The sequence below is a fragment of the Bifidobacterium sp. UTBIF-78 genome, assembly GCF_006408945.1.
Taxonomy (GTDB): domain Bacteria; phylum Actinomycetota; class Actinomycetes; order Actinomycetales; family Bifidobacteriaceae; genus Bifidobacterium; species Bifidobacterium myosotis.
The window spans coordinates 1-21973 of record NZ_JFAO01000030.1; the positions used below are offsets into that span (position 1 = coordinate 1).

Annotated in this window: 17 protein-coding genes; 15 read left to right on the top strand and 2 right to left on the bottom strand. The window is 56.6% G+C overall.

The window, feature by feature from the left end; all coding sequences use genetic code 11:
* The first annotated feature begins 835 nt into the window (after positions 1-835).
* The 7 genes from BG22_RS07275 (at position 836) to BG22_RS07300 (ending at position 9317) form a co-directional block, all read left to right on the top strand.
* Entirely contained in the window at positions 836-2632 is a 1797-nt protein-coding gene (locus BG22_RS07275; protein WP_181163440.1) for an ABC transporter ATP-binding protein, read from the top strand.
* A gap of 306 nt (positions 2633-2938) precedes the next feature.
* Positions 2939-4993 (top strand): hypothetical protein, encoded by a 2055-nt coding sequence (locus tag BG22_RS07280; protein WP_140494483.1) that lies wholly within the window; start codon positions 2939-2941, stop codon positions 4991-4993.
* A gap of 48 nt (positions 4994-5041) precedes the next feature.
* Positions 5042-5215: a hypothetical protein gene (locus BG22_RS10865; RefSeq protein ID WP_181163441.1), complete on the top strand. Its 174-nt coding sequence runs from the start codon at positions 5042-5044 to the stop codon at positions 5213-5215.
* A 46-nt stretch (positions 5216-5261) separates the two neighbouring features.
* A complete protein-coding gene (locus BG22_RS07285) occupies positions 5262-5606 on the top strand; it encodes a hypothetical protein (protein ID WP_140494485.1) in 345 nt (114 codons plus the stop codon).
* A 170-nt stretch (positions 5607-5776) separates the two neighbouring features.
* Positions 5777-6373, top strand: coding sequence for a hypothetical protein (locus BG22_RS07290; protein ID WP_140494487.1), 597 nt, complete (start codon positions 5777-5779; stop codon positions 6371-6373).
* Complete coding sequence (locus BG22_RS07295) at positions 6361-7323, top strand: hypothetical protein (RefSeq protein ID WP_140494489.1); 963 nt, start codon at positions 6361-6363, stop codon at positions 7321-7323. Before BG22_RS07290 ends, BG22_RS07295 begins: the two co-directional genes overlap by 13 nt.
* A 416-nt stretch (positions 7324-7739) precedes the next feature.
* Complete coding sequence (locus BG22_RS07300; RefSeq protein ID WP_140494492.1) at positions 7740-9317, top strand: sugar transferase; 1578 nt, start codon at positions 7740-7742, stop codon at positions 9315-9317.
* A 9-nt stretch (positions 9318-9326) separates the two neighbouring features.
* On the opposite strand, the gene BG22_RS07305 is transcribed toward BG22_RS07300, so the two are convergent.
* Positions 9327-10874 carry an ATP-binding protein gene (locus BG22_RS07305; RefSeq protein ID WP_181163442.1) on the bottom strand — a complete coding sequence of 516 codons (1548 nt, stop codon included), beginning with the start codon at positions 10872-10874 and terminating at the stop codon, positions 9327-9329.
* A gap of 411 nt (positions 10875-11285) precedes the next feature.
* Here BG22_RS07305 and BG22_RS07310 point away from each other — a divergent pair, with 411 nt between their 5' ends.
* The 8 genes from BG22_RS07310 to BG22_RS07345 all read left to right on the top strand — a co-directional run bounded on the left by BG22_RS07310 (position 11286) and on the right by BG22_RS07345 (position 20422).
* The gene (locus BG22_RS07310; protein ID WP_140494496.1) at positions 11286-12425 is read left to right on the top strand and encodes a glycosyltransferase family 4 protein; all 1140 of its coding nucleotides are present in this window, start codon (positions 11286-11288) and stop codon (positions 12423-12425) included.
* Positions 12425-13723 carry a glycosyltransferase gene (locus BG22_RS07315; RefSeq protein WP_140494498.1) on the top strand — a complete coding sequence of 433 codons (1299 nt, stop codon included), beginning with the start codon at positions 12425-12427 and terminating at the stop codon, positions 13721-13723. Before BG22_RS07310 ends, BG22_RS07315 begins: the two co-directional genes overlap by 1 nt.
* Before the next feature lie 74 nt (positions 13724-13797).
* Entirely contained in the window at positions 13798-15045 is a 1248-nt protein-coding gene (locus BG22_RS07320) for an O-antigen ligase (protein WP_140494500.1), read from the top strand.
* A 4-nt stretch (positions 15046-15049) separates the two neighbouring features.
* Positions 15050-16078: a glycosyltransferase family A protein gene (locus tag BG22_RS07325; protein WP_140494502.1), complete on the top strand. Its 1029-nt coding sequence runs from the start codon at positions 15050-15052 to the stop codon at positions 16076-16078.
* Positions 16079-16081: 3 nt separating this feature from the next.
* Complete coding sequence (locus tag BG22_RS07330) at positions 16082-17212, top strand: glycosyltransferase family 2 protein (RefSeq protein ID WP_140494504.1); 1131 nt, start codon at positions 16082-16084, stop codon at positions 17210-17212.
* Complete coding sequence (locus tag BG22_RS07335) at positions 17209-17790, top strand: serine O-acetyltransferase (protein ID WP_140494506.1); 582 nt, start codon at positions 17209-17211, stop codon at positions 17788-17790. The genes BG22_RS07330 and BG22_RS07335 overlap by 4 nt, the downstream gene beginning before the upstream one ends.
* Before the next feature lie 40 nt (positions 17791-17830).
* The gene (locus BG22_RS07340; RefSeq protein ID WP_181163443.1) at positions 17831-19279 is read left to right on the top strand and encodes a lipopolysaccharide biosynthesis protein; all 1449 of its coding nucleotides are present in this window, start codon (positions 17831-17833) and stop codon (positions 19277-19279) included.
* Between the two features lie 33 nt (positions 19280-19312).
* A complete protein-coding gene (locus BG22_RS07345) occupies positions 19313-20422 on the top strand; it encodes a polysaccharide pyruvyl transferase family protein (RefSeq protein ID WP_140494510.1) in 1110 nt (369 codons plus the stop codon).
* Between the two features lie 127 nt (positions 20423-20549).
* Here the strand turns inward: BG22_RS07345 and BG22_RS07350 are convergent, their stop codons facing one another.
* Positions 20550-21875, bottom strand: coding sequence for a hypothetical protein (locus BG22_RS07350; RefSeq protein WP_140494511.1), 1326 nt, complete (start codon positions 21873-21875; stop codon positions 20550-20552).
* Between the last annotated feature and the right edge of the window lie 98 nt (positions 21876-21973).

Genomic DNA, 21973 nt, shown 5'->3' on the forward strand with positions numbered 1-21973 from the left:
GTACATTAGCGCTTCTGCGGACAGGTATCTGCTTTGCAAGGGGTACCTCAACGTCGAAAAGCCCATGTATTCCCGTTGGAATTCCGACCATAGTACTTGCTGTTTCGCCGTTTGGGTACCCCTTGCAAAGCAGATACCTGTCCGAGATGGCGTTAATATACCCCTTACAACCGAGATAGCTGGACAGCCTGTGTGATGACCTGTAGTCGAGGACCGCTCATTAGGAACCGACGGTAACCAACCGCACCACGATCGGCGGCGGCACGACCGTGACGGACGGTTCGGACGGTCTGGAGGAATCGAACGAATGTTCTATCGCTATGGAGGCTGATGGGAGCCGGCTCGCTGGTTTTCTGGGCATATCCCTACCAATTATTCTGGGCATATGCGTGCCGTGAATGGATTTCTGGGCATATGATCGCCATGAAAACGGAGATATCGGGGTCTTCGTGGTACGGATATGCCCAGAACCGGGGATGATGGGTTGCTTATGGTACGGATATGACCAGAAGAGAACTGACTGGTTACTGACTGGGGGAAAGGCAGGCCGAGCCCCGTGTTCTCCGCTCTCCGCTGGGAAGAGATGAAGGAGCCGGTTGCGCAGGACAGAACCGGTCTGCATTGAGATGCTGATGCCGCCACATCCGCTGTCCGTCCGATAATGGAGGCCGACCACAAGGCCGGATGGAGGGCGGGCATCAGGGCGGAACGGTATTCGGCCCAACGGTCACGCGTTTTTTGATGAATCCGCCGCTGGCTGTTGTATGGGTTTCCGCGCGTGCCGTGCGGCCTGTGCCGTATACAGCCTGTATCGTGTGCCTGTACGATGGCTGATATGACCCCGAACACCGTCGATTCCGGCCCCGACGTTTCCATGAGTTCCTTTGCCAGTTCCGGCCCCGCCGCGTCCCCCTCCACGTGGCGCACCTACCGCTGGATGCTGTCCGTGTTCGGACGCTCATCGTGGCTGGTGGTCGTGCTGTGCGTGCTGCAGGCCGCGATGGCCGCGATCGGCGTCGGGTATGCGCTGATGATGCGCGGTGCGATCGACGCCGCCGTCGCCCGCGATGAGTCGGCGTTTGTCCATGAGGCGGTGGTCTTCGCGCTTGCGATTGTCGTGCAGATCGGGTTGCGCGCGCTTGTCGTGGTCGTTTCCGAACGCGCGCGCAGTTCGATGGACAATCGGCTTCGCTCCAACGTGTTCGCGGGTGTGCTTGCCGCTCCCATCGCCGATTCGCGGCGCTACCATTCCGGTGAGCTGATGAATCGTCTCACCTCCGACGTGACCGTGGTGAGCGGTTCGGTGGTGGCGTTGCTGCCCAGCGCTGTGTCGATGGTGATCCGCATCGTCGGCGTCGTCGCGGTGATGGTGGTGTTGGCCCCGGTGCTGACCGCGGTGTTCGTCGTGGGCGGATGCGCGATGGCCGGCGCGTCGTTTCTGCTGCGTGGCGTGCTGAAGCGGTTGCATAAGCGTGTGCAGGAGGCGGAGGGCCGTGTCCGTTCGTTCATGCAGGAGTGTCTGGAGTCCCTGTTGGTGATTCAGGCATTCGGTGTGCTTGCAAAGGTGCGTCGTCAGGCCGGTGACCGTATGGTCGATCATCAGCGCGCGCGTATGCGTCGCGTCTTCGTCGGCGCGGTGGCCAGCACGGGGTTATCGACCGCGATGAACGTCGGCTATCTGATCGGTTTCGTCTGGTGTGGGTTCGGTATTCTTCACGGGACGATCAGCTACGGCACGATGATGGCCGTGATCCAGCTGATCGGCCAGATTCAGTCGCCGTTCGCGATGATGGGCGGCATATTCCCGCGTCACGCGGCCATGCTCGCCAGCGCAGAGCGTCTGATGGATCTCGATGCCGAGGGCGCGGTGCGCGACGACGTCGATTCCGCCGACTCCGCCAAGTCCCTCCGGCCGGACGCCGTCCGCGCCCTGTATTCCCGCGCCGGGGCCATCCGGTTCGACCACGTCGATTTCACCTATGGGCGCAACGAGGTGCTGCGTGACTTCTCCGCCGATATCCGCAAGGGCGATTTCGTGGCGATCACCGGTCGCAGCGGCATCGGCAAGAGCACCCTGATGAAACTGCTTCTGGGGGCGTATCGCCCGCAGTCGGGGCGGATCGGCGTCGCGCTGGGCGGCGCCTCGGGCGCGGCGGCGCCGTACGGACGGCCCGCAACGCTCATTCCGCCGGCGGACATCCCCCGCGGGTTCTTCGCGTATGTGCCGCAGGGCAATTATCTGATGAGCGGGACGATCCGCGAGGCGGTCGCCTTCGCCGATCCGGATCCGGATTCGTCGTCAATCGACGATGACCGGGTCCGCGAGGCGTGCCGCATCGCCGACGCCGATTCCTTTGTCGAGCAGCTGCCCCAGGGGTATGAGACCCAGCTGGGGGAGCGTGGGACTGGCCTGTCCGAAGGGCAGATGCAGCGCATCGCTGTGGCGCGTGCGCTGTATAGCCGGGCGCCGGTGCTGCTGCTCGACGAGTCCACCTCCGCGCTCGATACTGTCACCGAGCACGCGATGCTCGAACGCATCCGGGCGTTGGAGGACCGTACCGTGCTCGTCGTCACCCATCGTCACGAGGTCCTCGACTACTGCGATGCCGTCATCACTCTCGGTGGGGAGTAGTTTCGGTGAAGGGCCGGCTAGAAGCGGCTTCGCCCTGAACAGTCGCAATATCATCCGTTTTCCGAGACAAAATATCTCAAATAACGAAATAGAGACGTGTGTCACGTAAATGCAGCAAATCCAATGAAGGCAAGGTATGAAGCCCCTTCGAAATCGTCTGGTAAGAACGCCTCAAAGTCCGATTCATTTTTCATTCACCTCTCTCCGTTCCTGTGAGACGGCCTCTACATACGATGGCTGCCGAAGCATATGAGACGCTCTGCGTGCTTGTATAGGCGCCGGGTGCGTATAGGAAACAGAGGGAATATGCAGAACATCCAACAATTTGCGAAGAAGGGGCTCACTTCGCTGATCGGCGCCGCCATGCTCGGCGCTCTTGGTCTGGCCGTGGTCCCGACCGCCAACGCCGCCAGCACATGTGAGGCCGACAATTGGTCGTCCCTGGAGGGATGCCTCAACCAGTCGAACGCGGGCTCCGTCGACACCATCAACGTGATCGATGACATCGCCAACACGGGATGGGGCCATCCTTCGGGCGAGTACACCAACCTGAACGTCACGAACACCGTCACCATCATGGGCAACGGCCACACCGTCTCCTACGCCCACTTCCACGTGACGGGCGGCACGTTCACGCTTGACAACCTCAAGGTCAACGACGGCATCGAGAACTGGCCGACGTACCCCTCCGAGATTCCGGTGTCCATCACCGGCGCCACCCTCAACCTGACCAACGGCTCCGGCCTGTACACCAACGGCGGCGTCGGCCGCGCGATCGGCATCCTCGTCGGCAACAACTCCACCCTCAACCTGCAGAGCGCGGGCGCCGACTGGGGCAGCAACTACGGCGGCACTCAGGCCATCCGCGCCGCGTCCGGCGCGATCGTCACCAACAACAGCAAGATCGGCGAGACGTCCTTCGACGTTAGCGTCGCCGAGACGGTCGAGCGCGTCTCCAACGTGAAGATCAACATCACCGACGGCGTGTATGTCAACGAGAACTCCGGTACCGACAACGACACCTACGCCGTCAACACCTGGGGCGCGGACGTCACGGTGGGCGGCAGCGCCCGCGTGCAGGAGGTGTACGTCAAGGACGGCACCTACACCCAGACCGCCGGCGAGATCACGCCCGACATCGACAGCTCCTCCGTCAAGAGCGGCAATGCCTCGCTGACCCTTGATGGCTCGGCCAAGGCCTACATCGAAGGTGGCACCTTGCGCACCGCGGACCTCAACAGCGGCGCCCGCAAGTCCATCCATCTGCTTTCCGCTGACGCGAAGGCCTACCTGCGTCCGCAGGATCCGGCCACCCCGATCGTCTTCGGCAACGGGGAGGTGTACGGCTTCAAGGCCACCGAGTTCCAGACCCCGACTAATGAGAAGCCGTATGCGTTCACCACCGAGTACGGCCACGCCAATCTCGGCTCCCTCACCGAAGATCAGAACAAGCCCGAGCTGCGCGTCTTCAGTGGCAACGTCTCGTCCGCCGAGTCCCTCGCCGGTCAAGTCGCCAACGACGCGAACGCCCAGAACGTGAACAACATGAGCGGCCAGTCCCCGAGCTCGTTGGTCGTGCCGAACACCAACAAGCTGGGTGGCTCCACTTCCTCCGTCCGTAAGGACTTGGTCGTCTACGCGAAGATTACCTTCAACGACGGCAAGTTCGTCAGCGCCGCTGAAGGCGTCACCCCGACCGCCACCCTGTACGGCGCGCCCGGTGCGAAGAATACGTACACATACTACGATTCCTCCAACTACAGCGGCTGGACCAACCCGGCGAAGCTGCCCTACAACGGCGACCTCACCAAGCCCACCGACAACGGCCTGTTCGCCGGCTGGTACAGGGATGACAAGCTGGAGGAGCCGCTCACGAACTTCACCGGCGACCCGCGCTTCCCGTTCGGTTACTTCGTGAGCAAGGAGACGCAGAACGTGTTTGTCCAGCGCTCCGCCGTCAATACGAACGGCAAGTTCGCCATCCGCGTCTACTCCGCCGTGCCGAACGCGCACTTCAACGGCTTTGCGTTTGTGAACCTCACGCTGTATGACCCGACGCAGAACCTGTCCAAGAAGTTCGTCGTCAGGACGACCACCCTGTACAAGACCGCTTCGGTCAACGGCTCCGGCACCGTCGCGCTGACCCCGGCCGATTACGGCAAGTCCGGCAGCGACGCGAAGTACTGGGCCGTCGGCACGCTCACCAGCATCCCCGGCGAGTGGGCGGACAGCCAGGTCACCGCCACCCCGCAGTGGACCACCCTTGACGGCACCAGCGTTTCCCGTGGCATCGCCGGCGGCAGCGACTTCACGCTGCCCACCGCCGAAAGCGGTGTCTCGGCCGCTAAGCCGCTCCAGTGAAGTGATCTATCTTCACGTTTTTCCTGAATTATCTAAGGAGCATCAATCATGAAGCAATATGAAGAGCCGAGCATGATCGTGGTCAAGCTCATGAACAACGACATCGTCGCCACGGATATGATAATCAGCGAGACTGTTCCGTCAATCGGCGGTGGCGGCGACGGTAACTGCGACTTCGAGAACCCCACGCCTGAGTGCATTGCTGCTGATGGCGCACGGTGATCATTCCGCGTCCACACGTATTCCGAGGACGGCGGTCATCGTAGCAGTGGCGGTAGCTCTGCTGTTGGCCGTCGCCCTCGGCGTATGGGCGCTCATGTCTCATTCCGGTGAAGCCGGCAACAGCAATCCCCCCGGTGGCGCTTCGACCTCGACGAACTACGATGCGCAGTCCGGCAAGTCGGGTGGCATCGCCCCGAAGGGCGGCGCATCCGATGACGGTCCGTCGATGAAGGTCGAGCAGTCGGTTCCCGATCAGCCGGCGGACGACGGCTCCACAGTCGATTTCGGCACCGGCAAGCCGGTCACGGGGAACGGCGATTCCTCAGAAGATTCGAGTGATTCGTACGATTTCGGCGAATCCACCTCCGCGCCCTCGTCGTCCGCGAAGTAGAGAAATAGAAGCAGTGAATTGACCAGTTTGTTCGACTGTACGGTCGCCGGGGTTGATTGCCGCATCGAGTATCGGGATCCCGGGGTGCCGCCGCGCTGCGACGGATATGATGTGCGCGCCGTTACCGCAGCCGCCACGCCGGTCCGTGTACGGTTCGAGGGGGGGGGCGTGTGGCGGATTTGATTCGTCGCCATCCCGGGACCGTGCCGCTCATCGCCGAATGGACGTGCATCTACGATCAGGTGTCGCGCCAGATGCTGCGATTCGACCGGCTCACCTTCCATGGCGCGTGTGTTGAGTTCGGCGGGAAGGCCTATGTCTTCACCGCCTACCATGGCACTGGCAAATCCACGCACATCCGTCTGTGGCGTCGGTATCTGGGCGATGCGGTACGGGTGGTGAACGGGGACAAGCCGATTATCTCAGTCGCCGATGGCATACTCGCATGCGGTACCCCATGGTGCGGCAAGGAGGGCTGGCAGAACAACGTGCAGGTGCCGCTCGCCGCGATCTGCATTCTCAGACGTGCCGAGGGCGGCGTCCATAGCACCATCCGTCAGGCCACGACGGAAGAGTCCCTGGACGAGCTTGTCAACCGCATCTATCTGACCAATGATCCGGCTCAGGCAACTAAGGCGATGGACATGCTCAACGCGATCCTCAAGGCTGTTCCGGTCTACGTGCTGACCTGCGATATGAGCGAGGACGCGGTGAGGACCAGTTTCGAAGGACTGACGGGGGAGCTGTACGAGTCATGGAAGGCGTGATTCCCGAATCCGGCCGGTTCTCGTGCCGGATCGCCGGCCTTGACTGCGTGGTCGAGTCGCATGGCCTGTTGTCCACGCAGCTGGGGCGGTTCGAGCCGTTCATCATCCCCGATTGGATGGTGACTGACCGCTCCCCGGTGCGCAGCGCCGTTTCCGAGCGAATCATGCGCCGACTGTCGCATCGCCATCCGCGCTGGGGATTGCCGCGATTGGCGTTGGAGAGCATATGCCACATGATGCTCGACGGTTTCGCCCGCCGGAAGGTCATCGCGGTGAGTGGCGTATGCATCGAGTACGAGAACTGCGCGTACCTGTTCTCGTCGTCGTCCGGTTCCGCTGCCTCCAACGTCCCAGTCGACCCATTCAACGCCGCGAAGCGTTATGCGCTGCTGTGGCGGCGGTATCTGGGTGATGGCGTACGACTCGTCGGCAGCGGTTGGATTGCGTTGTCCGAGGTGCACGACGGACGTGACGTCTATATCGCCGCGTCGGGCACGCCGTGGTGGATCGGTTCTGATTGGAGGAGCGAGGCTGTTACGTATCCGCTCGGCGGTTGGTGTTTCGCCGGTTCCGCCGATGCTGCGCATCCCGGCGGAGGCGCCCCCGTCGAACGCGCAGACGCCTCCACGATGGTCACCCAGGCGATGCGGTGCATCTACATTCCCGATGACTCGCGTGATGCGGCCATCGCGTTGGGAGTGCTCGACCGTGTGCTGCTGCTGGCTTCGCTGTATCGGATGCATGCGATGGCCGAAGACTCCGACGGGTCCGATGAGTCCGATGGGCATGGTGGTTCCGTCGATGAATCCCATCTGGCGGCCTCCTTTGAACTGTTGACCGGTCGTTCGTATGAGGACGCCCGGGTCGAATTCCCTTGGCCGATCCTGTCCGCCGAACGCACATGGGCCAGCCACGATGCCGGTTCCGCCGGAGTCGTCGGCCCGCAGTGATGGCCGATGGGCAGCGTTTCGGATGGGTGTACATCAAACCCAAGAACCCCGGGACATCCAGAAGCAAACCAAGCGGAACAGCAGTGAATAATGATGAAGAGACGATATGCGAAGCTTGAATCGGACGTGACCCTGCTGGCGGCGGATGTCGTCACCGCCAGCGGTAACGGTGGTATCCCGACGGCTGGGGCCCGTTGAACCCCGACGGCTCCTCCCAGCGTCTTGGAGGTTTGGCTCCCCCCGTGTCCGCCTTCCTAATCCCTTCCTTGTTCCCGGGTAAAGGGGTGTCTCCTGTATTATAGTGGGTCTCATCTCCGTGAGATCTTGCGCTTAGGACATACGGCGCGGACTATAGACTGGACAGCGTCGCGGGATGCGAGATGAGAGACGGAAACGATAGGATGAGAGCGGGAGACATGGGTTCGGATTTATCTATGGGCGTGCCCGGGAGGCAGGGGGCGCAGCGTACCGACGAGCAGCTGAGCGACATCCGCCAACGGCAGCTGTCCCAGGTGCTGTACTGGCGTTTCTTCGTCAACCTCGCCCTGATGCTGGTCGACGCTGCCATGTTCATCATTGCCGGCGTCACGGTCATCAACCTGTACTGGCGCCAACCGATGCCGTTGTATGCCAATCGTTTCGGCGGCTTCGAGTTCGACCTGTCCGTCTATCTGGTGGTTGCTGCCCTGATCTTCGTGCTGTGCCTGCACACGGTGGGCGTCTACCACCGTCATGTGATGGGTGATGGCTACCAGCTCAATTCGCTGCTGTTCGTCGGCATGGTGCAGACGTGGGGCGCGTTGTGCGCGTTGTGCTTCGTCCTCAACTTGAACCTGTATTTCAGCACGCTGTGCCTGATCGTGCTGGCTGCTGGTGTGCTGACGATGGTCGAACGTGCCATCATGCGCCGCGTGATCGTCACCACCCGCGAGCGGGGCGGCTACTCCTACGGCACGGTGATCGTCGGATCCCCCGAAGGCATCGGGCGCACGCTGCGGTTCCTCGCACGTCGCGACCAGCTCAACTACCGTGCGGTGGCGGTTTGCCCGGTCCGTCTGGACAAGGCGTCCGGTCTGGTGGTCCCCGATGACGACGCGGACGCGGTCGACCGCGCGGTCACGGCCTCGCTGGGCCACCGTCTGCCCGTGATCCGGTACGACGACCACACGCTCGCCGAACGCATCATCGACATGAACGCGCAGACCGTGATGGTCGCCGACGTGTTCCGCCGGTACTCCGACAACTACAACATCTTCTCCGTGCGTATGGAGACCCTCGGCCTGGAGATCGCGATGGTCGCCTCCGCGGGCGATACCGCGAACCATGAGATTCAGGTGCGCTCCATCCAGGGCACGACGATCATCACGCAGCGCCTCGCCCAGTATTCCCCGGCGAGCCGCATCATCAAGCGTGTGTTCGATCTGATCGTCTCGTCGGTGGCGATCGTGCTGTCCCTGATCATCACACTGCCGGTGGCGATCGCCATCAAGGTGACTGACGGCGGCCCGGTGTTTTACAAGCAGAAGCGCATCGGCCTGCGCGGCAAGCCGTTCGAAATGCTCAAGTTCCGTTCGATGGTGGTCAACGCGGATGCCCTGAAGGCCAAGCTCGCCGCCGAGACCGGTCAGAAGGACCGGTTCATCTTCAAGATGAAGGATGATCCGCGCATCACGAAGGTCGGCCATTTCATCCGACGGTTCTCGATCGACGAGCTGCCGCAGTTCATCAATGTGTGGCTGGGTGAGATGTCCGTGGTGGGGCCGCGTCCGCCGCTGCCGGAAGAGTACGCGCGCTACAACCGCCTGTATGCCACGCGCATGCTGGTCAAGCCGGGCATCACCGGCCCGTGGCAGGTGTCCGGCAGGTCAGACCTGTCCGCCGAGGAGAGCGAGGCGTTGGACGTCGCGTACGTGCAGAACTGGTCGATCCTCGGTGATGTGGTGCTTCTGTTCCGCACCGTCGGTGCGGTCCTGAGCCACAAGGGCGCGTACTGAGTCGCTGGATCATAAGGCTGTGTGCTGATCCGTCGCCAGATACCGCTGGTATTTGCTTCGTGGCTTGTCGGGCATCGTTCTGGTCAGAGCTCCTTCCTCGACCATGGGCCGGATGAACGTTTTGCGCATATAGGTTATGTTGTAGTCGAAATGTTCGGCGATGTCCTTCGCGGAACGTGGCTCATGGCAATAACGCAGAATCATGCGGCGCATGGTCTCGGGGTTGTTCCTGACGTTTCCATGATGGTCGTGATGGTCATCGTCCGTTTGGTGGGTCAATTGAGAGGTGTCTTGCCGTGCGAAGGTTTCGACTCGGTTCACTGTCGCGGTCGTTTGGTCGTCAGCTGACGGAACGGCGTTCTCGTTGAAGAACCGTACGAGGAACGATCCGTTTCTGTCCAGAAACTCCGGTTGCCGCAGTCCTCTGGATGCTGCCTCCTCCCGGATGACGGGAATGCCGGAGTGGCGGTTCTCGGCGGTCTTCTGTATCTCGAGGAGAGATACCAACGTCGGATTTCGCGTAGGCATGTTGGCATATCCGATGTCGTCGATGTTCTGTCCGCCGTAGACGCCGCCGGGATTCCAACATTCCAGCCTGTCGGAGAACAAGGTGAGTCTGACGGGTGTGCCGTTGCAGTAGGGGCCGTAATCGCGGTGCATCAACGCATTGAGGATTATCTCACGTATTGCGGTTTCCGGATATTCCGGAACGTCGATGCGCTCTCCGTCTTTGATGACCACTTTGGTTCTGCTGTTGTGGGCTACGAAGCTCTGCGCGCCCTCCAGCATGTCTTCGATGGTTCCCTCGTATCGTTTGCTGTCCAGAAACCGTTCCCCTGTGGCGTCGGGGCTGATGGAGGTGCCGTTGACTGCGATGGCGGTGATGCACAGATTGGGGTATGCCCGCTGTGGATAGTCGCCGAGCGTGAGCATTCCGGCAAGTGTGGGCCGATCATCGCGAATGATGCCCGTCAGCGACAGGATCTCGTCATCCGTGCGACGCGACAGCAGTGGGCGTTCTTTGGTTGCGTTGAGGATGAACCGGCTGATTTTCCTTGCGTCGAGTGCGTCGAGTGACGCTGCGGGACTTGTGCTGATGTCGTCTCTTCGGCCTTCCTTGAACGTCTCGATATCGTAGAGTTCCGTGGCGGTCATACGCACGTCGGCATCACCGATACGCGTGTACGAACCTTCGGTGATGCCTTTGCTTGTGCGGTATACCGGACGCTCACTCATGGGGTGTCCGCTGATATAGGCGGCGACTATGGTTTTCCCGTCGGCCACCATGGTCTCGAACGCTGGTCGTATCTCGGGCGTCATGGATTCGCACTGCCCGTGCACCTTCTTCTGGAGATCCTGGGCGTCGTATACTCCACAGATGTCGAACCCATGCTGCTCGTCGATGCCGAACAGGATGATGCCGCCCTTGTTTTGGTTCGAGAACGCCGATAGGGTGTCATAGACGCGGGGTGTGCCTTCGGCGGCGGCTTTGATCTCCAGAGTCTGCGTTTCGCAACGGGATTCCAGCACGTGTTGCACTATCTGCTGCAGTTCCATCCAAGATGCCATCTTTCATAGGTTGTATGCCTTAAAAACTGGGTATATTATATCAATAAAAGGGGTAAGTGACAATTTATGGGTATGTATATTCTAATTTTTGGATATATATGTATTCATGTTTTAGGGGTAGATGCCTGATGATGTGGTGCTCCTGTTCCGCACCGTCGGTGCGGTCCTGAGCCACAAGGGTGCGTACTGATCGGAGCCAATCCGTTCGTGACCGTTCACATTTTGCCTTCTCGTAGAAGCTGACCCCCCGTAGTTACCTCTGTTGAGTTATAGTGAGGGTAAATTTGATGCGATTCGGCATTCGCCTGTTCTGACTTGTTCGTATTAGTTCGGATGGGTGTTCCGGTTCGCAGAAGCAATAAGGAAGAGTCGAAGAGACAGAGGAAAGGCCGGCTTGTAATGCGGATTGCCATGATCGGACACAAGCGCATTCCCTCACGCGAGGGGGGCATTGAGATCGTCGTGGACGAGCTCACCACCCGCATGGCCGCGCGCGGAGAGCAGGTGGTGGCGTACAACCGCAAGGGCCACAACGTCGCCGGCGAACGGTTTGACAACGAGTCCAACCGGAACGACAAGCCGTTCATTTACAAGGGCGTGAAGGTCATCCCTGTTACCACGATCGACGCGAAGGGTCTGGCCGCGCTCACCTCCTCGTTCTTTGCGACGGTCAAGGCCATTATGGCCCGCCCCGATGTGATCCATTACCACGCGGAGGGTCCCTGCGTGCCGTTGCGTCTGGCGCATTGGGCGGGCATCCGTACGGTCGCCACGATCCACGGTCTTGACTGGCAGCGCGCCAAATGGGGCAAGTTCGCGTCCACGTATCTGAAGCTGGGGGAGCGCACCGCCGCGACGTGCGCGGACGAGGTGATCGTCCTGAGCCGTAACGTCCAGCGGTATTTCAAGGACACGTACGGCCGCGACGTTTGTTTCATCCCGAACGGCATCGAGCGCAATACGCCCGTGCCTGCGGACGAGATCACGCGCAAGTACGGACTTGAGAAGGACGGGTACATCCTGTTCCTCGGCCGTATCGTACCGGAGAAGGGCGTGCATTACCTGATCAACGCGTTCAAGCGTCTCGATACGGACAAGAAGCTCGTCATCGCCGGTGGATCCTCCGATTCCGCCGAGTACTACGACACGATCAAGGCCGCTGCGCAAGGAGATTCGCGTATCGTCCTGACTGGGTTCACGGAAGGCCATGAGCTTGCGGAACTGTACTCGAACGCCTATGTGTATGTGCTGCCGAGCGATCTTGAGGGCATGCCGATGAGCCTGCTTGAGGCGATGAGCTATGGCAACTGCTGCCTGACCTCCGATATTCCCGAGTGTGCCGAAGTACTCGAGGACCACGGCGTGACGTTCCGCAAGGGTGATATTGACGATCTCACCGACAAGCTCCATGTGCTGCTCGGCGACCCCGCCGGCGTGAAATCACTCAAGGCCACGGCCGCTGACTACATCACTGCCAAGTACAGTTGGGACAGGGTCGTCGACCGAACGCTCGCCCTCTACCGAGGGGAGGAGGCCTGATGAGGATTCTGCTCGTCAACAAGTACTTCTACCGCAAGGGCGGTGCGGAGACTTACTTCTTCGCGCTGGCCGAAGGCTTGAAGGCGCTCGGCCACGAGGTAGCGTTCTTCTCGATGAAGCATCCGAACAACGAGCCGAGCTACTGGAGCAAGTACTTCGTGTCCGAGAAGGACTACGTGGGTAAGATCTCCGCGTTCCAGCAGGCGAAGGAAGCGGCCACACTTGTCTACTCGTTCGAGTCAAAGCGCAAGTTCGAGGCGTTGCTTGAGGAGTTCAAGCCGGACTTGATTCACATGAACAACGTGCACCGCCAGCTCACGTTGTCGATTCTGGACGCGCCATACCTGAAGAAGCATCATGTGCCGGTGGTGTACACGGCACACGACTACATCCTGCTGTGCCCCGCCTACACGATGGTGGACGGTGCCGGCAACGTGTGTGACGACTGCCTCGACCGTCACTTCATTCATGCGGTGAAGAAGACCTGTGTGAAGGGCTCGAAGGCTAAGAGCGGTCTCGCGTTCCTGGAGGCCGAGTTCCTCAAATACCACCACAGCTACGACAAGATCGACAGGATCATCGCGCCGAGCGAGTTCATGAAGAAGAAGCTCGATGAGGGCGGATATAAGGGCCGTACCATCGCGATGCAGAACTTCCTGACCGAAAGCCAGATGGCGATGGCTCATAAGGTCACGAACACCGCCAAGTTCGACACAGTTGAACCGTATTTCCTGTTCTTCGGCAGGCTCTCCAAGGAGAAGGGCATCCTCACGCTCGTGCGTGCGTTCCTGGACGCCGCCGGCAAGGGCCTTCCCGGGGATTGGACGTTGCACATCGTGGGCGACGGGCCGGAACGGGAAACCATTGAGGATCTCATCAAGCAGACGGGCGACGAGGCGGAGCACCGCATTAGTCTGCTCGGCTACAAGACCGGCGAGGACCTGCAGCGCGAGGTCGGTAACGCCCGTTTCAGCGTGCTGTGCTCCGAATGGCGTGAGAACATGCCGTACTCCGGTCTTGAGTCCCTGGCCGCGCAGACCCCGGTGATCGGCGCGAACATCGGCGGTATCCCCGAACTCGTGGTGGAAGGTGAGACCGGTTTCAGGTTTGAGAGCGGAAACCGGGAGGATCTGGCGCGTGCGCTGCTGCGGGCTTCGGGTGTGGCTTCGGATGACTATCCACATATGCAGGAAGCTTGCTGCTCCTATGTGCATGAGAGGTGTCGGCAGAATGACTACATCAGGCAATTGGCGGGGGTCTACCGTAATCTTTTGGATAAGCGGAAAGAGAAAGCTTGATTCCCGTAAAACGGTTCATGGCAATACAACATGGCAGCGGTAGGGACGCGACATACTGATCAATCAGAGAATATTTGACGAATCAGGAAGGTTTCACAATGAGCAGTGCGTTAGTGTCGAAAGTTTCGAATGCACAGATCGATAGAGCTTCGACGTATTTGAATAAGTTGACAGTACGTATTATCACGTTGCTGCCATTGGCCACATTGTTGCAGGCTAAGCCGGGGTTTAGCGCAATCAATCAGATAGTTATTGCATTAAGTGTTACCTGTTTTATTCTTTCTGCATTAGTTACGAATTATCTGATGCGATACTGGTTTTTACTTTTTCTTACTATCGCGTTGACGATTTTTGGTATAGCAATAACAAATGGAAAATTTGTCAATATAAATCTTGTTGTCTACTTATTGTTCTGGGTTCTCTTGTTTTCGATGTTTTCTGCAAAGATAAATTCTTTGGGGATGCTGGTAATGAAGGACATGAAATGGATAAGAGGAATTGCGGTTGTATGGTGCATTTTGGTGGCAGTGTCGATTCCATTCCCCAGTTCATATTATGTGGTCAAGGGGCAGGGAAGATTTTTCTGTTCTTTTGCGGGTGATTCATTTAGATTGAGCCCGACCGCTTTGATGGTTCTGACTCTTCTTATAGTATGCCTGAAGAGAGACTATGTAAATAGATGGATATATGGTGTCATGTCCATTTTTCCTCTCTATTGCGCTTTCATGGGGTATTCAAGAACGTACTTGGGTGTTATCTTGCTCATGTACGTCTTATTCATGTGGGAGTTTATGGCTTCTAAAAGAAGTTTTTACATATCTCTTGTCGCCGGCGGTGTATTCGCTGCTTTCATTATTTCCGTTTCGTCTATTTCCTCTAAGATAAATTCGACGTCACATGGAGGTTACCTAGGGTTCTGGGATACGCTGACAAGTGGTAGAAGCTCTTTCTGGGCTCATGATATGTTGCGATACTCGCAATTTGGGTTCACGAATTTACTTTTTGGTGGTGGTTTTAACAAGATTTACGAGATCAACCAAGAAATCGGTATCAATATTTGGGCGCATAATGATTTCATCAACCTTCTTGTCACCAATGGTATAGTCGGCTTGGTTGTCTATCTGTTGCCATTGATTTTCCTGATTCGAAACAGTTTTGTGAATAGAGTCAATGCCCCTTGGTATATTTATGCTCTGCTCGTCCTGCAATGGTTGATTAATGCTTTCTTTAATATGGAATATACTTATGTCTGCGCCGCTATTGCAACGGCTTTTGCTTTTTTGCTTTTGACGTTCCCGAGTGATAAGAAAAAATTAAGGTAATATCATGCCTCTATTTTCTATAATTGTACCTGTTTATAATGTTGAACGATATTTACGGGAATGTGTTGATTCTCTTCTTTCGCAAACGTTCAAAGATTTCGAAATCATACTTGTCAATGATGGATCAACGGATTCGAGTGGCATGTTGTGTCGTCAGTTTCAGATCGGTTACCCCGATATCATTCGAATCATTGAGCAAGAAAATCGTGGTCTTCTTATGGCTCGACGTGCCGGTTTTGCTATTGCGCGTGGAGATATTATCATGACCGTGGATAGCGACGATAAGCTAAGGAACAATGCGCTAGAACGTATTCACAAGGTTTTCCAACATCATCATCCTGACATCGTTTGTTTTGAAGGTGGACGTGACGAGCATTTCACGCTTAACGGTTCGCCGATGTTTGATGGTGAACGTGTCTTTTTTTCGGGTAACAAGGCCGAGATACTTAGTCGTCTGTGTGACACCTATAGATTCAACTCAATATGGTCCAAAGCATTTTCGCGCCGGATATTCGATGCCTACAATCGATACGAGCAATATGAGGGACTGAGTTTCGGCGAGGATCTTCTCCAGATCGTTGGTCTGTTTGATAAAGCTGAATCATTCGCATACATTCCCGATGTGCTCTATTTCTACAGGCCCAATCCGGATAGTCTTGTTCAGAAATTCAATCCCAAGAATTATGAGGATCTCATGATTTCTCGTGGTGCATTGATCAGATACGCTTCTCAATGGGAGAGTCGATATCCGGGTCATTACATGCTTACGCATGTCTATATGGTGAATTTGTGGATCACTGGTCTTTTGCTGCAATTGGCTGCAGGATCTATGTCGCATAGAGATTTCGTTGCTTTTTGCGTGCATGTTCGTGGCTCCGAGTTCTTTAGAGATTCATATTGTTGCAAACGTGCCGTAAAACTGTTACGTCCCGATATCAGGATTGTTGTAATTTCGGAGAGGTACGGTTTAGGTGTGTTCATTCGAGCAATGTCCTCTTTGAAGAATTTGCTATTGGGGCGTGTGAGGAGCTGATCCATGTCAAAAGATTCTCTGAAAAGATTATATAGTCATATCCCCGGAAGATCCGGAATCTTTTCTATCGCGGCTTCTTTTGCGTCATTATTTGGACGAAGAGAAACTACTGGTGCTGGTGAATCATTATTGCGGACCGTATCTCCAGAACCTCAGCCGGATCATTATGGTAGGGCTATCTACAGGTACGAGCCGGAATGTGATCTATCGGTCATTGTTCCTGCATACAATGTTGAGACCTATATCGGAGACTGTCTGGAATCGATCAGGCATCAGCGTACTTCCTATAACTTCGAAATCATCGTCATCAATGATGGATCCACGGATGGCTCGTTAAAGATTATCGATTCATTCGCTAAAAAGGATACTCGTATCCGAGTGGTGAACCAAAGCAACCAAGGCTTCTCTGGTGCTCGTAACCGTGGAATCGACGAATCTCGCGGCTACTATATCGCTTTTGTGGATTCAGATGATGCGTTGGAACCTGACCATATCCAGACCTTGATGGATGCCTTGATCGCCTCAAAGAAGGATTACGTCACATCCGGATACTCCCGTATTGATGAGAAGGGTCGAATTCTCGAGCGTGTTCCCGACAATGAGTACGGCACGGCATGGGCGCGAATCTACAAGAGGAAGATTTGGGATGGTGTGCGGTTTCCTGAACAGCTATGGTATGAGGACACTGTACTCGCTTACTTTGTGAAACCTTGTTATTCAGAACAAACGATCCGTGACACCAGTTATCTTTATCGGGTACGCAGCGGATCCATTTCCCATGCGATGCACGGGAAAAAGAAAGCTGTTGATACATATTGGATCACGAAGAGGATGCTCGCGGATTACCGCACTGCATCCTTGCCGTGGACCGAAAGAATCTATAAAACTACCTTGAACCAATTGGGGCCATTGGCTTACTGGCGTACGAAGGCATTGCCTGCGGAACAGAGAAGGCTCGTATTTGACTGCTGCTGTGATCTGTTGCGGCAGACAAAGGAATTTAGCACGTTCTCATTCGGTGGAGGTCGTGCGCTCAAAGCCGTGGAGACCGCATTGAGGACGAGAAACTATACGCTATGGACCCTCGCTGGGGCATATGGAACGATGGAGACCATGATTGGAGAACGACTGTGATTACCAGCAGGGAGGAATATAAAGCCTATCTGGAGCAGGACCGTATCGCCTTGGGTGAGAAGAGGTCTTTCCCGCTGCCGTTTGACGTCATATGGCGATTTGAGCGTTTGTTGAGAAAGGCGGAATTCTATAGGAACTGCCATCGCACACCATTCGGTAAACTCTATTCCTATTGGCTGCATTATCGGGTTCATGGGTTCGGTCAGAAGTTTGGTTTCTCTATTCCCCTGAATGTTTTCGGCCCGGGTCTTTCCATCGCTCATGTCGGCACCATTGTAGTGAATGGCAATGCCAGAGTGGGAAAGAATTGTCGCATCCAGGAGTGCACCACCATTGGGGCGACCAATGGATCCGGAGACGCGCCGGTACTCGGAGACAACGTCTTCCTTGGCAGCGGTGCGCGTGTTATCGGTAAAGTATCGGTGGCTGATGATGTGGCCATAGGCGCTAATGCCGTCGTCGTCCACGATGTTCCGACGCCAGGGATCACCGTCGCTGGCGTGCCGGCGCGGCAGGTCAGTTCTCACGATTCGCATGCCAATCTTAATCCCATGTTGGCAGAACATGGGTTGTTATAGCTGACCGCGCAGCGTGCTCTAACCAAGAGGTTTGTTTATTGTGGGCAAATACAAGAACCTGCTGTTGAACATTGGCGTATTCGCCTTAAATATCTTCGCCACTAAACTCATCACCTTCCTGCTCGTGCCCTTGTACACATACAACATGAGCAAGGCCGAATTCGGTGTGACCGATATGGCGCTTACCGTAGTGACGCTCATGGTGCCGTTGGCCTCCTTCTCGTTTGCCGACGCCGTATTGCGGTTTGTGGTCGATGACTCCCAAAACGTCAAGCGTTATGTGACCATCGGTTTCATAGCCATGCTGATAAGCTGCGTCATCGTCGCCTGCCTGCTTCCTCTGTTGAAGCTTGACTTCTTCGGTGGACTTGGCAACTACCAGTTGCTGTTCTGGCTCATGTATGCGACGAACGCCTTTTTGCTGTATCTCGGCAATGTGTCGCGTGCTATGAACCATCTGAAACTGCTGACCGCCGATGCAATCGTCACTTCACTGGTCACCGGTGGTTCTGCTGTCGCCTTCATCTCTTGGCTGCACTTGGGAGCTTACGGATATTTCTATTCGATGATCCTTGGGGCGTTTGTCGGTGTGGTCGTTTTCTTGGTGGGAGGCGGCTACCTCAAATACATCGGCAGGATCGAACAGGACGATTGGCGCCTGGTCCGGAGCATGATGGCCTATGCCATTCCGTTGATTCCTAATGCACTGTTCTGGTGGATCGGTACCAGCATCAATAGATTCTTCATCACCGGTATGCTCGGCATCGCCGCTTCCGGTCTTTTCGCGGCCGCCAGTAAACTCCCCAATCTGCTGAACGTTGTATACAGCATTTTCCAGCAGGCTTGGACGCTTTCAGCGTTTCAGGAATTCCGCCGGAATGATGTCGCACATTTCTTCTCGATCGTATTCAAGCTGCTGCAGTCCGGTATGGCCATTGGAGCCGCGGGGTTGACCGTTTGCACGCCGTGGTTGGCGTCATTGATGTTGCAGAAGGACTTCTATTCGAGCTGGAATCTGATTCCGGTTCTGGTGCTGGCTTTCTACTTTAATTCGCTGAACTCCTATCTGGGCACTGTCTTCACTACGACGATGAAGACGAGGGCATTATTCACGACCACCATTGTCGGCGCGTTGGCAAGTGTGGCCTTCACGTGGGGATTGATCTCCCCGCTGGGACTATTCGGACCGTGCATTGCGATGGTTATCAGCAACGCCGTCGTTTTCCTTATGCGGGTATTCAGCTCGCGTCGGATAATGCACATCCGTATCAATTGGTTTACATTCTTGCTGTCGGTCGGATTGCTCACGTGTCTGGCGCTGGTTATGGCCATTCAGCCGAAGTTCTACATGCTGATGTCATGCGGATTGTTCATTGCAATCGCATTTCTTCAGCTTGCTGATCTCATCCCGATATGCAGATCTTTTCTTGGATGTTACATGCGTCATCCCAAGCACGTACGTCAGCGCAACCGTCATATGCATGTGTAATCATCATCGTAAGAAAACAATGCAAGGAATGTCATGAGTCAAATCAAAACTGCTATTCAGATTGTCGTATGCCGAGTGTTCGGATCATATCGCGTGCACTGCATGATGCATCCGAAGAGGGCGCTTCGCGGATTGCGTCGTGCAAAGGAATATCTGAAGCGACATAATGGCAGGAGAAGTGCCACCAACATTCTGCTGTGCGATGTCCCCAATCACGGCAATCTCGGCGATCAGGCCATCGCCTTGGCGGAGGAGGCCTACCTGTCTGGCTTGGGCCTGCGCTATGACGAGGTTGATCAGATCGGTGACATCGAGGATCTGGTGTATTACCGTCATATCCTTCCTGCGGATACGACGGTAATACTGCATGGCGGCGGCAATATGGGGTCTCTGTACAAGAGCTTCGAGTTTCTTCGAGCCGCCGATATTGGTGCCTTCCCTCATGGACGTGTCATTTCCATGCCCCAAACCGCTGATTACCGTGATGCTGAGGGACGTATGCTGAGCAGGTATATGAGGCATGTCTATGCTTCCGTGAGGCATGTCATGCTGCTGGCCCGAGATGAACCGTCATTCGCGGTCATGAAGCGTCTATTCCCTTCGGCTCAGATTGAGCTTACGCCGGATATCGTAATGACATATGAAACTCCCTATGCCCATTCTCCGATGGAGAAACGACGGGGAGCGCTTGTTGCGTTCCGCAGTGACGGTGAAGTCGCGTCCCATCCCTCCTTTGAAGACGTCTCTGACCGATTGAATGCTCTTGGACTGTCCGATGTGAAGAAGACGGATACGGCGCTGGGAACTGGGGGTTTGCTTAACATTCCCGCGGCTAAGCGTGAGCCGATGGTGTATGACAAACTTCGTGAATTTTCCTGTGCACGCATCGTGGTCACGGATCGGTTGCATGGCATGGTGATGTCCGCGATCACAGGTACCCCGTGCGTTGCCTTCAACAATAGCAACGGTAAGGTGCGCGCCTTATATGAGACATGGCTTCGTTCCTGCCCGTACATCCGGTTCAGTGATGGCAGCGATTGGCGCGAATGTGTGGAAAATGTGTTGTCGGTATCCGATAATGCTTATGACTTCGCTGCATTCCGAAGCAAATTCAATATGGTCGGTGATTATCTCAAATCCTGAAAGTTAAGGGGGCGGTATATACCGCCCCCTTAACTTTATTCTCCGATGACGAATTTGTAACGGATACGTCTCATGAGTTCAGTCAAGAGTATCGCGATCGTGCCGAAGCCCACGAAGTTGATGAGGATCATGGGCAGGGGGTTGATGTCCAAGCGGATAGCGGTGCCGCAGACCTTGATGCGGTATTCGTCTTCATGCCCCATATGAATAACGGCAGCGCATAGAACGCATATCCTTCAAACTGGACATAGAGATATGCCACCAGTATCAGCCAGCAGATGGTCGTTCTGTTCCGCAGATGCCGCTCGCTGATATGGGATATGACGATGACGACAAGGGCGGTGAGCCCAATGAGGCCGAATTCGGTGATGAAGCTCGTGTACGCACTCATGGTGAACGTGCTGTCGGGAGACATGTTTTTCCATACCCACCAAGGGGCCGCCGCATCGGGGCCGTTGAGCATTGCGTATGCGGTCGTGGTGCCCAGCCGGTTGGCCTCGGCTATGTTGCCGGCTCCGAACCCGGTAAAGAGATTCATCGGATGTTGGATCAACGCGATCACGGGGGTAAGGGTCTGCGAGAGCCGCGCCGACGATGAGGTGTCGCCCGCCAAAGGCCCCTGCTCCACTATCGAGCGGACGCGCCCATTCGTCAGTGCTGCGGCTGCGGTGAGAAGCACTATGGCGGTGGACGTTATAAAGGCGCGTTTTCGGATCCGCCTGTCATGGAGATTCAGGGTCTCGATGATAGCGATGAGCAGCGCGACCCCCGTGTCGATGATGATGCGCACTCCCGCTCCCATGAGGATCGAACCCGCGGCGAACACGATGATGAGGTTGCGCAGCCGTTTGACGTAGACGCGGTCCCGTCCCCGCATCATCCACATGAGCGGCAGGAGCACGCCATACAGGTGCATGCCGATGTAGCTGGGTTCGGCGAACAGGAACTGGGGGCGGTTGCCTCCCCACGGGGAGTCGGCTGTGATGTATTCGCGGGCCATGAGCTTGCTGAACCAGTCGCGGACGAACGTGATGTCCAGGTGTATGGCGAGGAACTGGACGACGCCCACCGCGAATGCGATCCAGTACGCGATGAGGATGATGCGGATCATGTGCCGCCAGTCGAGACGCTTGATGCGTACGGCGATCTCCAAGGAGGCGAGGCACGCGAGCGCACCAGCGAGGCCCAGGAACGACCATAGGGCCGGCAGCGGGTGGAAGGCGACGGTCGCCCATCCGATCATGGACAGCATGAGCGCGACCAGCGGGAACAGGAGGAACCTTCTGAACCTGTGATACACGATCGGCATCAATCGCCAGTTCAGCGCCGTGTACAGCATGAGCAACCAGGGGCTGATCGGCGTCCAGAACGGCATGTACCAGCCCAGCACGGTTCCGTCCGCCGGCAGCAGCATGAGCGCCGCGTAGAACACATAGTCGGAACGGTCCGTCACGTCCAGCCGTTGCAGATAGCCGGGGGCATGCCTTGTCGTTGTTGTGGCGTCGTCTTGTCCATGTGCCGCAAAGGGGGAGACGGGAATCACCCCACCAT

Excerpts from the sequence above, each read along its gene's own strand:
- BG22_RS07275 (WP_181163440.1), top strand. The coding sequence starts at position 836 with ATGACCCCGAACACCGTCGATTCCGGCCCCGACGTTTCCATGAGTTCC.
- BG22_RS07280 (WP_140494483.1), top strand. The coding sequence starts at position 2,939 with ATGCAGAACATCCAACAATTTGCGAAGAAGGGGCTCACTTCGCTGATC.
- BG22_RS10865 (WP_181163441.1), top strand. The coding sequence starts at position 5,042 with ATGAAGCAATATGAAGAGCCGAGCATGATCGTGGTCAAGCTCATGAAC.
- BG22_RS07295 (WP_140494489.1), top strand. The coding sequence starts at position 6,361 with ATGGAAGGCGTGATTCCCGAATCCGGCCGGTTCTCGTGCCGGATCGCC.
- BG22_RS07300 (WP_140494492.1), top strand. The coding sequence starts at position 7,740 with ATGGGTTCGGATTTATCTATGGGCGTGCCCGGGAGGCAGGGGGCGCAG.
- BG22_RS07305 (WP_181163442.1), bottom strand. The coding sequence starts at position 10,874 with ATGGAACTGCAGCAGATAGTGCAACACGTGCTGGAATCCCGTTGCGAA.
- BG22_RS07310 (WP_140494496.1), top strand. The coding sequence starts at position 11,286 with ATGCGGATTGCCATGATCGGACACAAGCGCATTCCCTCACGCGAGGGG.
- BG22_RS07315 (WP_140494498.1), top strand. The coding sequence starts at position 12,425 with ATGAGGATTCTGCTCGTCAACAAGTACTTCTACCGCAAGGGCGGTGCG.
- BG22_RS07325 (WP_140494502.1), top strand. The coding sequence starts at position 15,050 with ATGCCTCTATTTTCTATAATTGTACCTGTTTATAATGTTGAACGATAT.
- BG22_RS07330 (WP_140494504.1), top strand. The coding sequence starts at position 16,082 with ATGTCAAAAGATTCTCTGAAAAGATTATATAGTCATATCCCCGGAAGA.
- BG22_RS07345 (WP_140494510.1), top strand. The coding sequence starts at position 19,313 with ATGAGTCAAATCAAAACTGCTATTCAGATTGTCGTATGCCGAGTGTTC.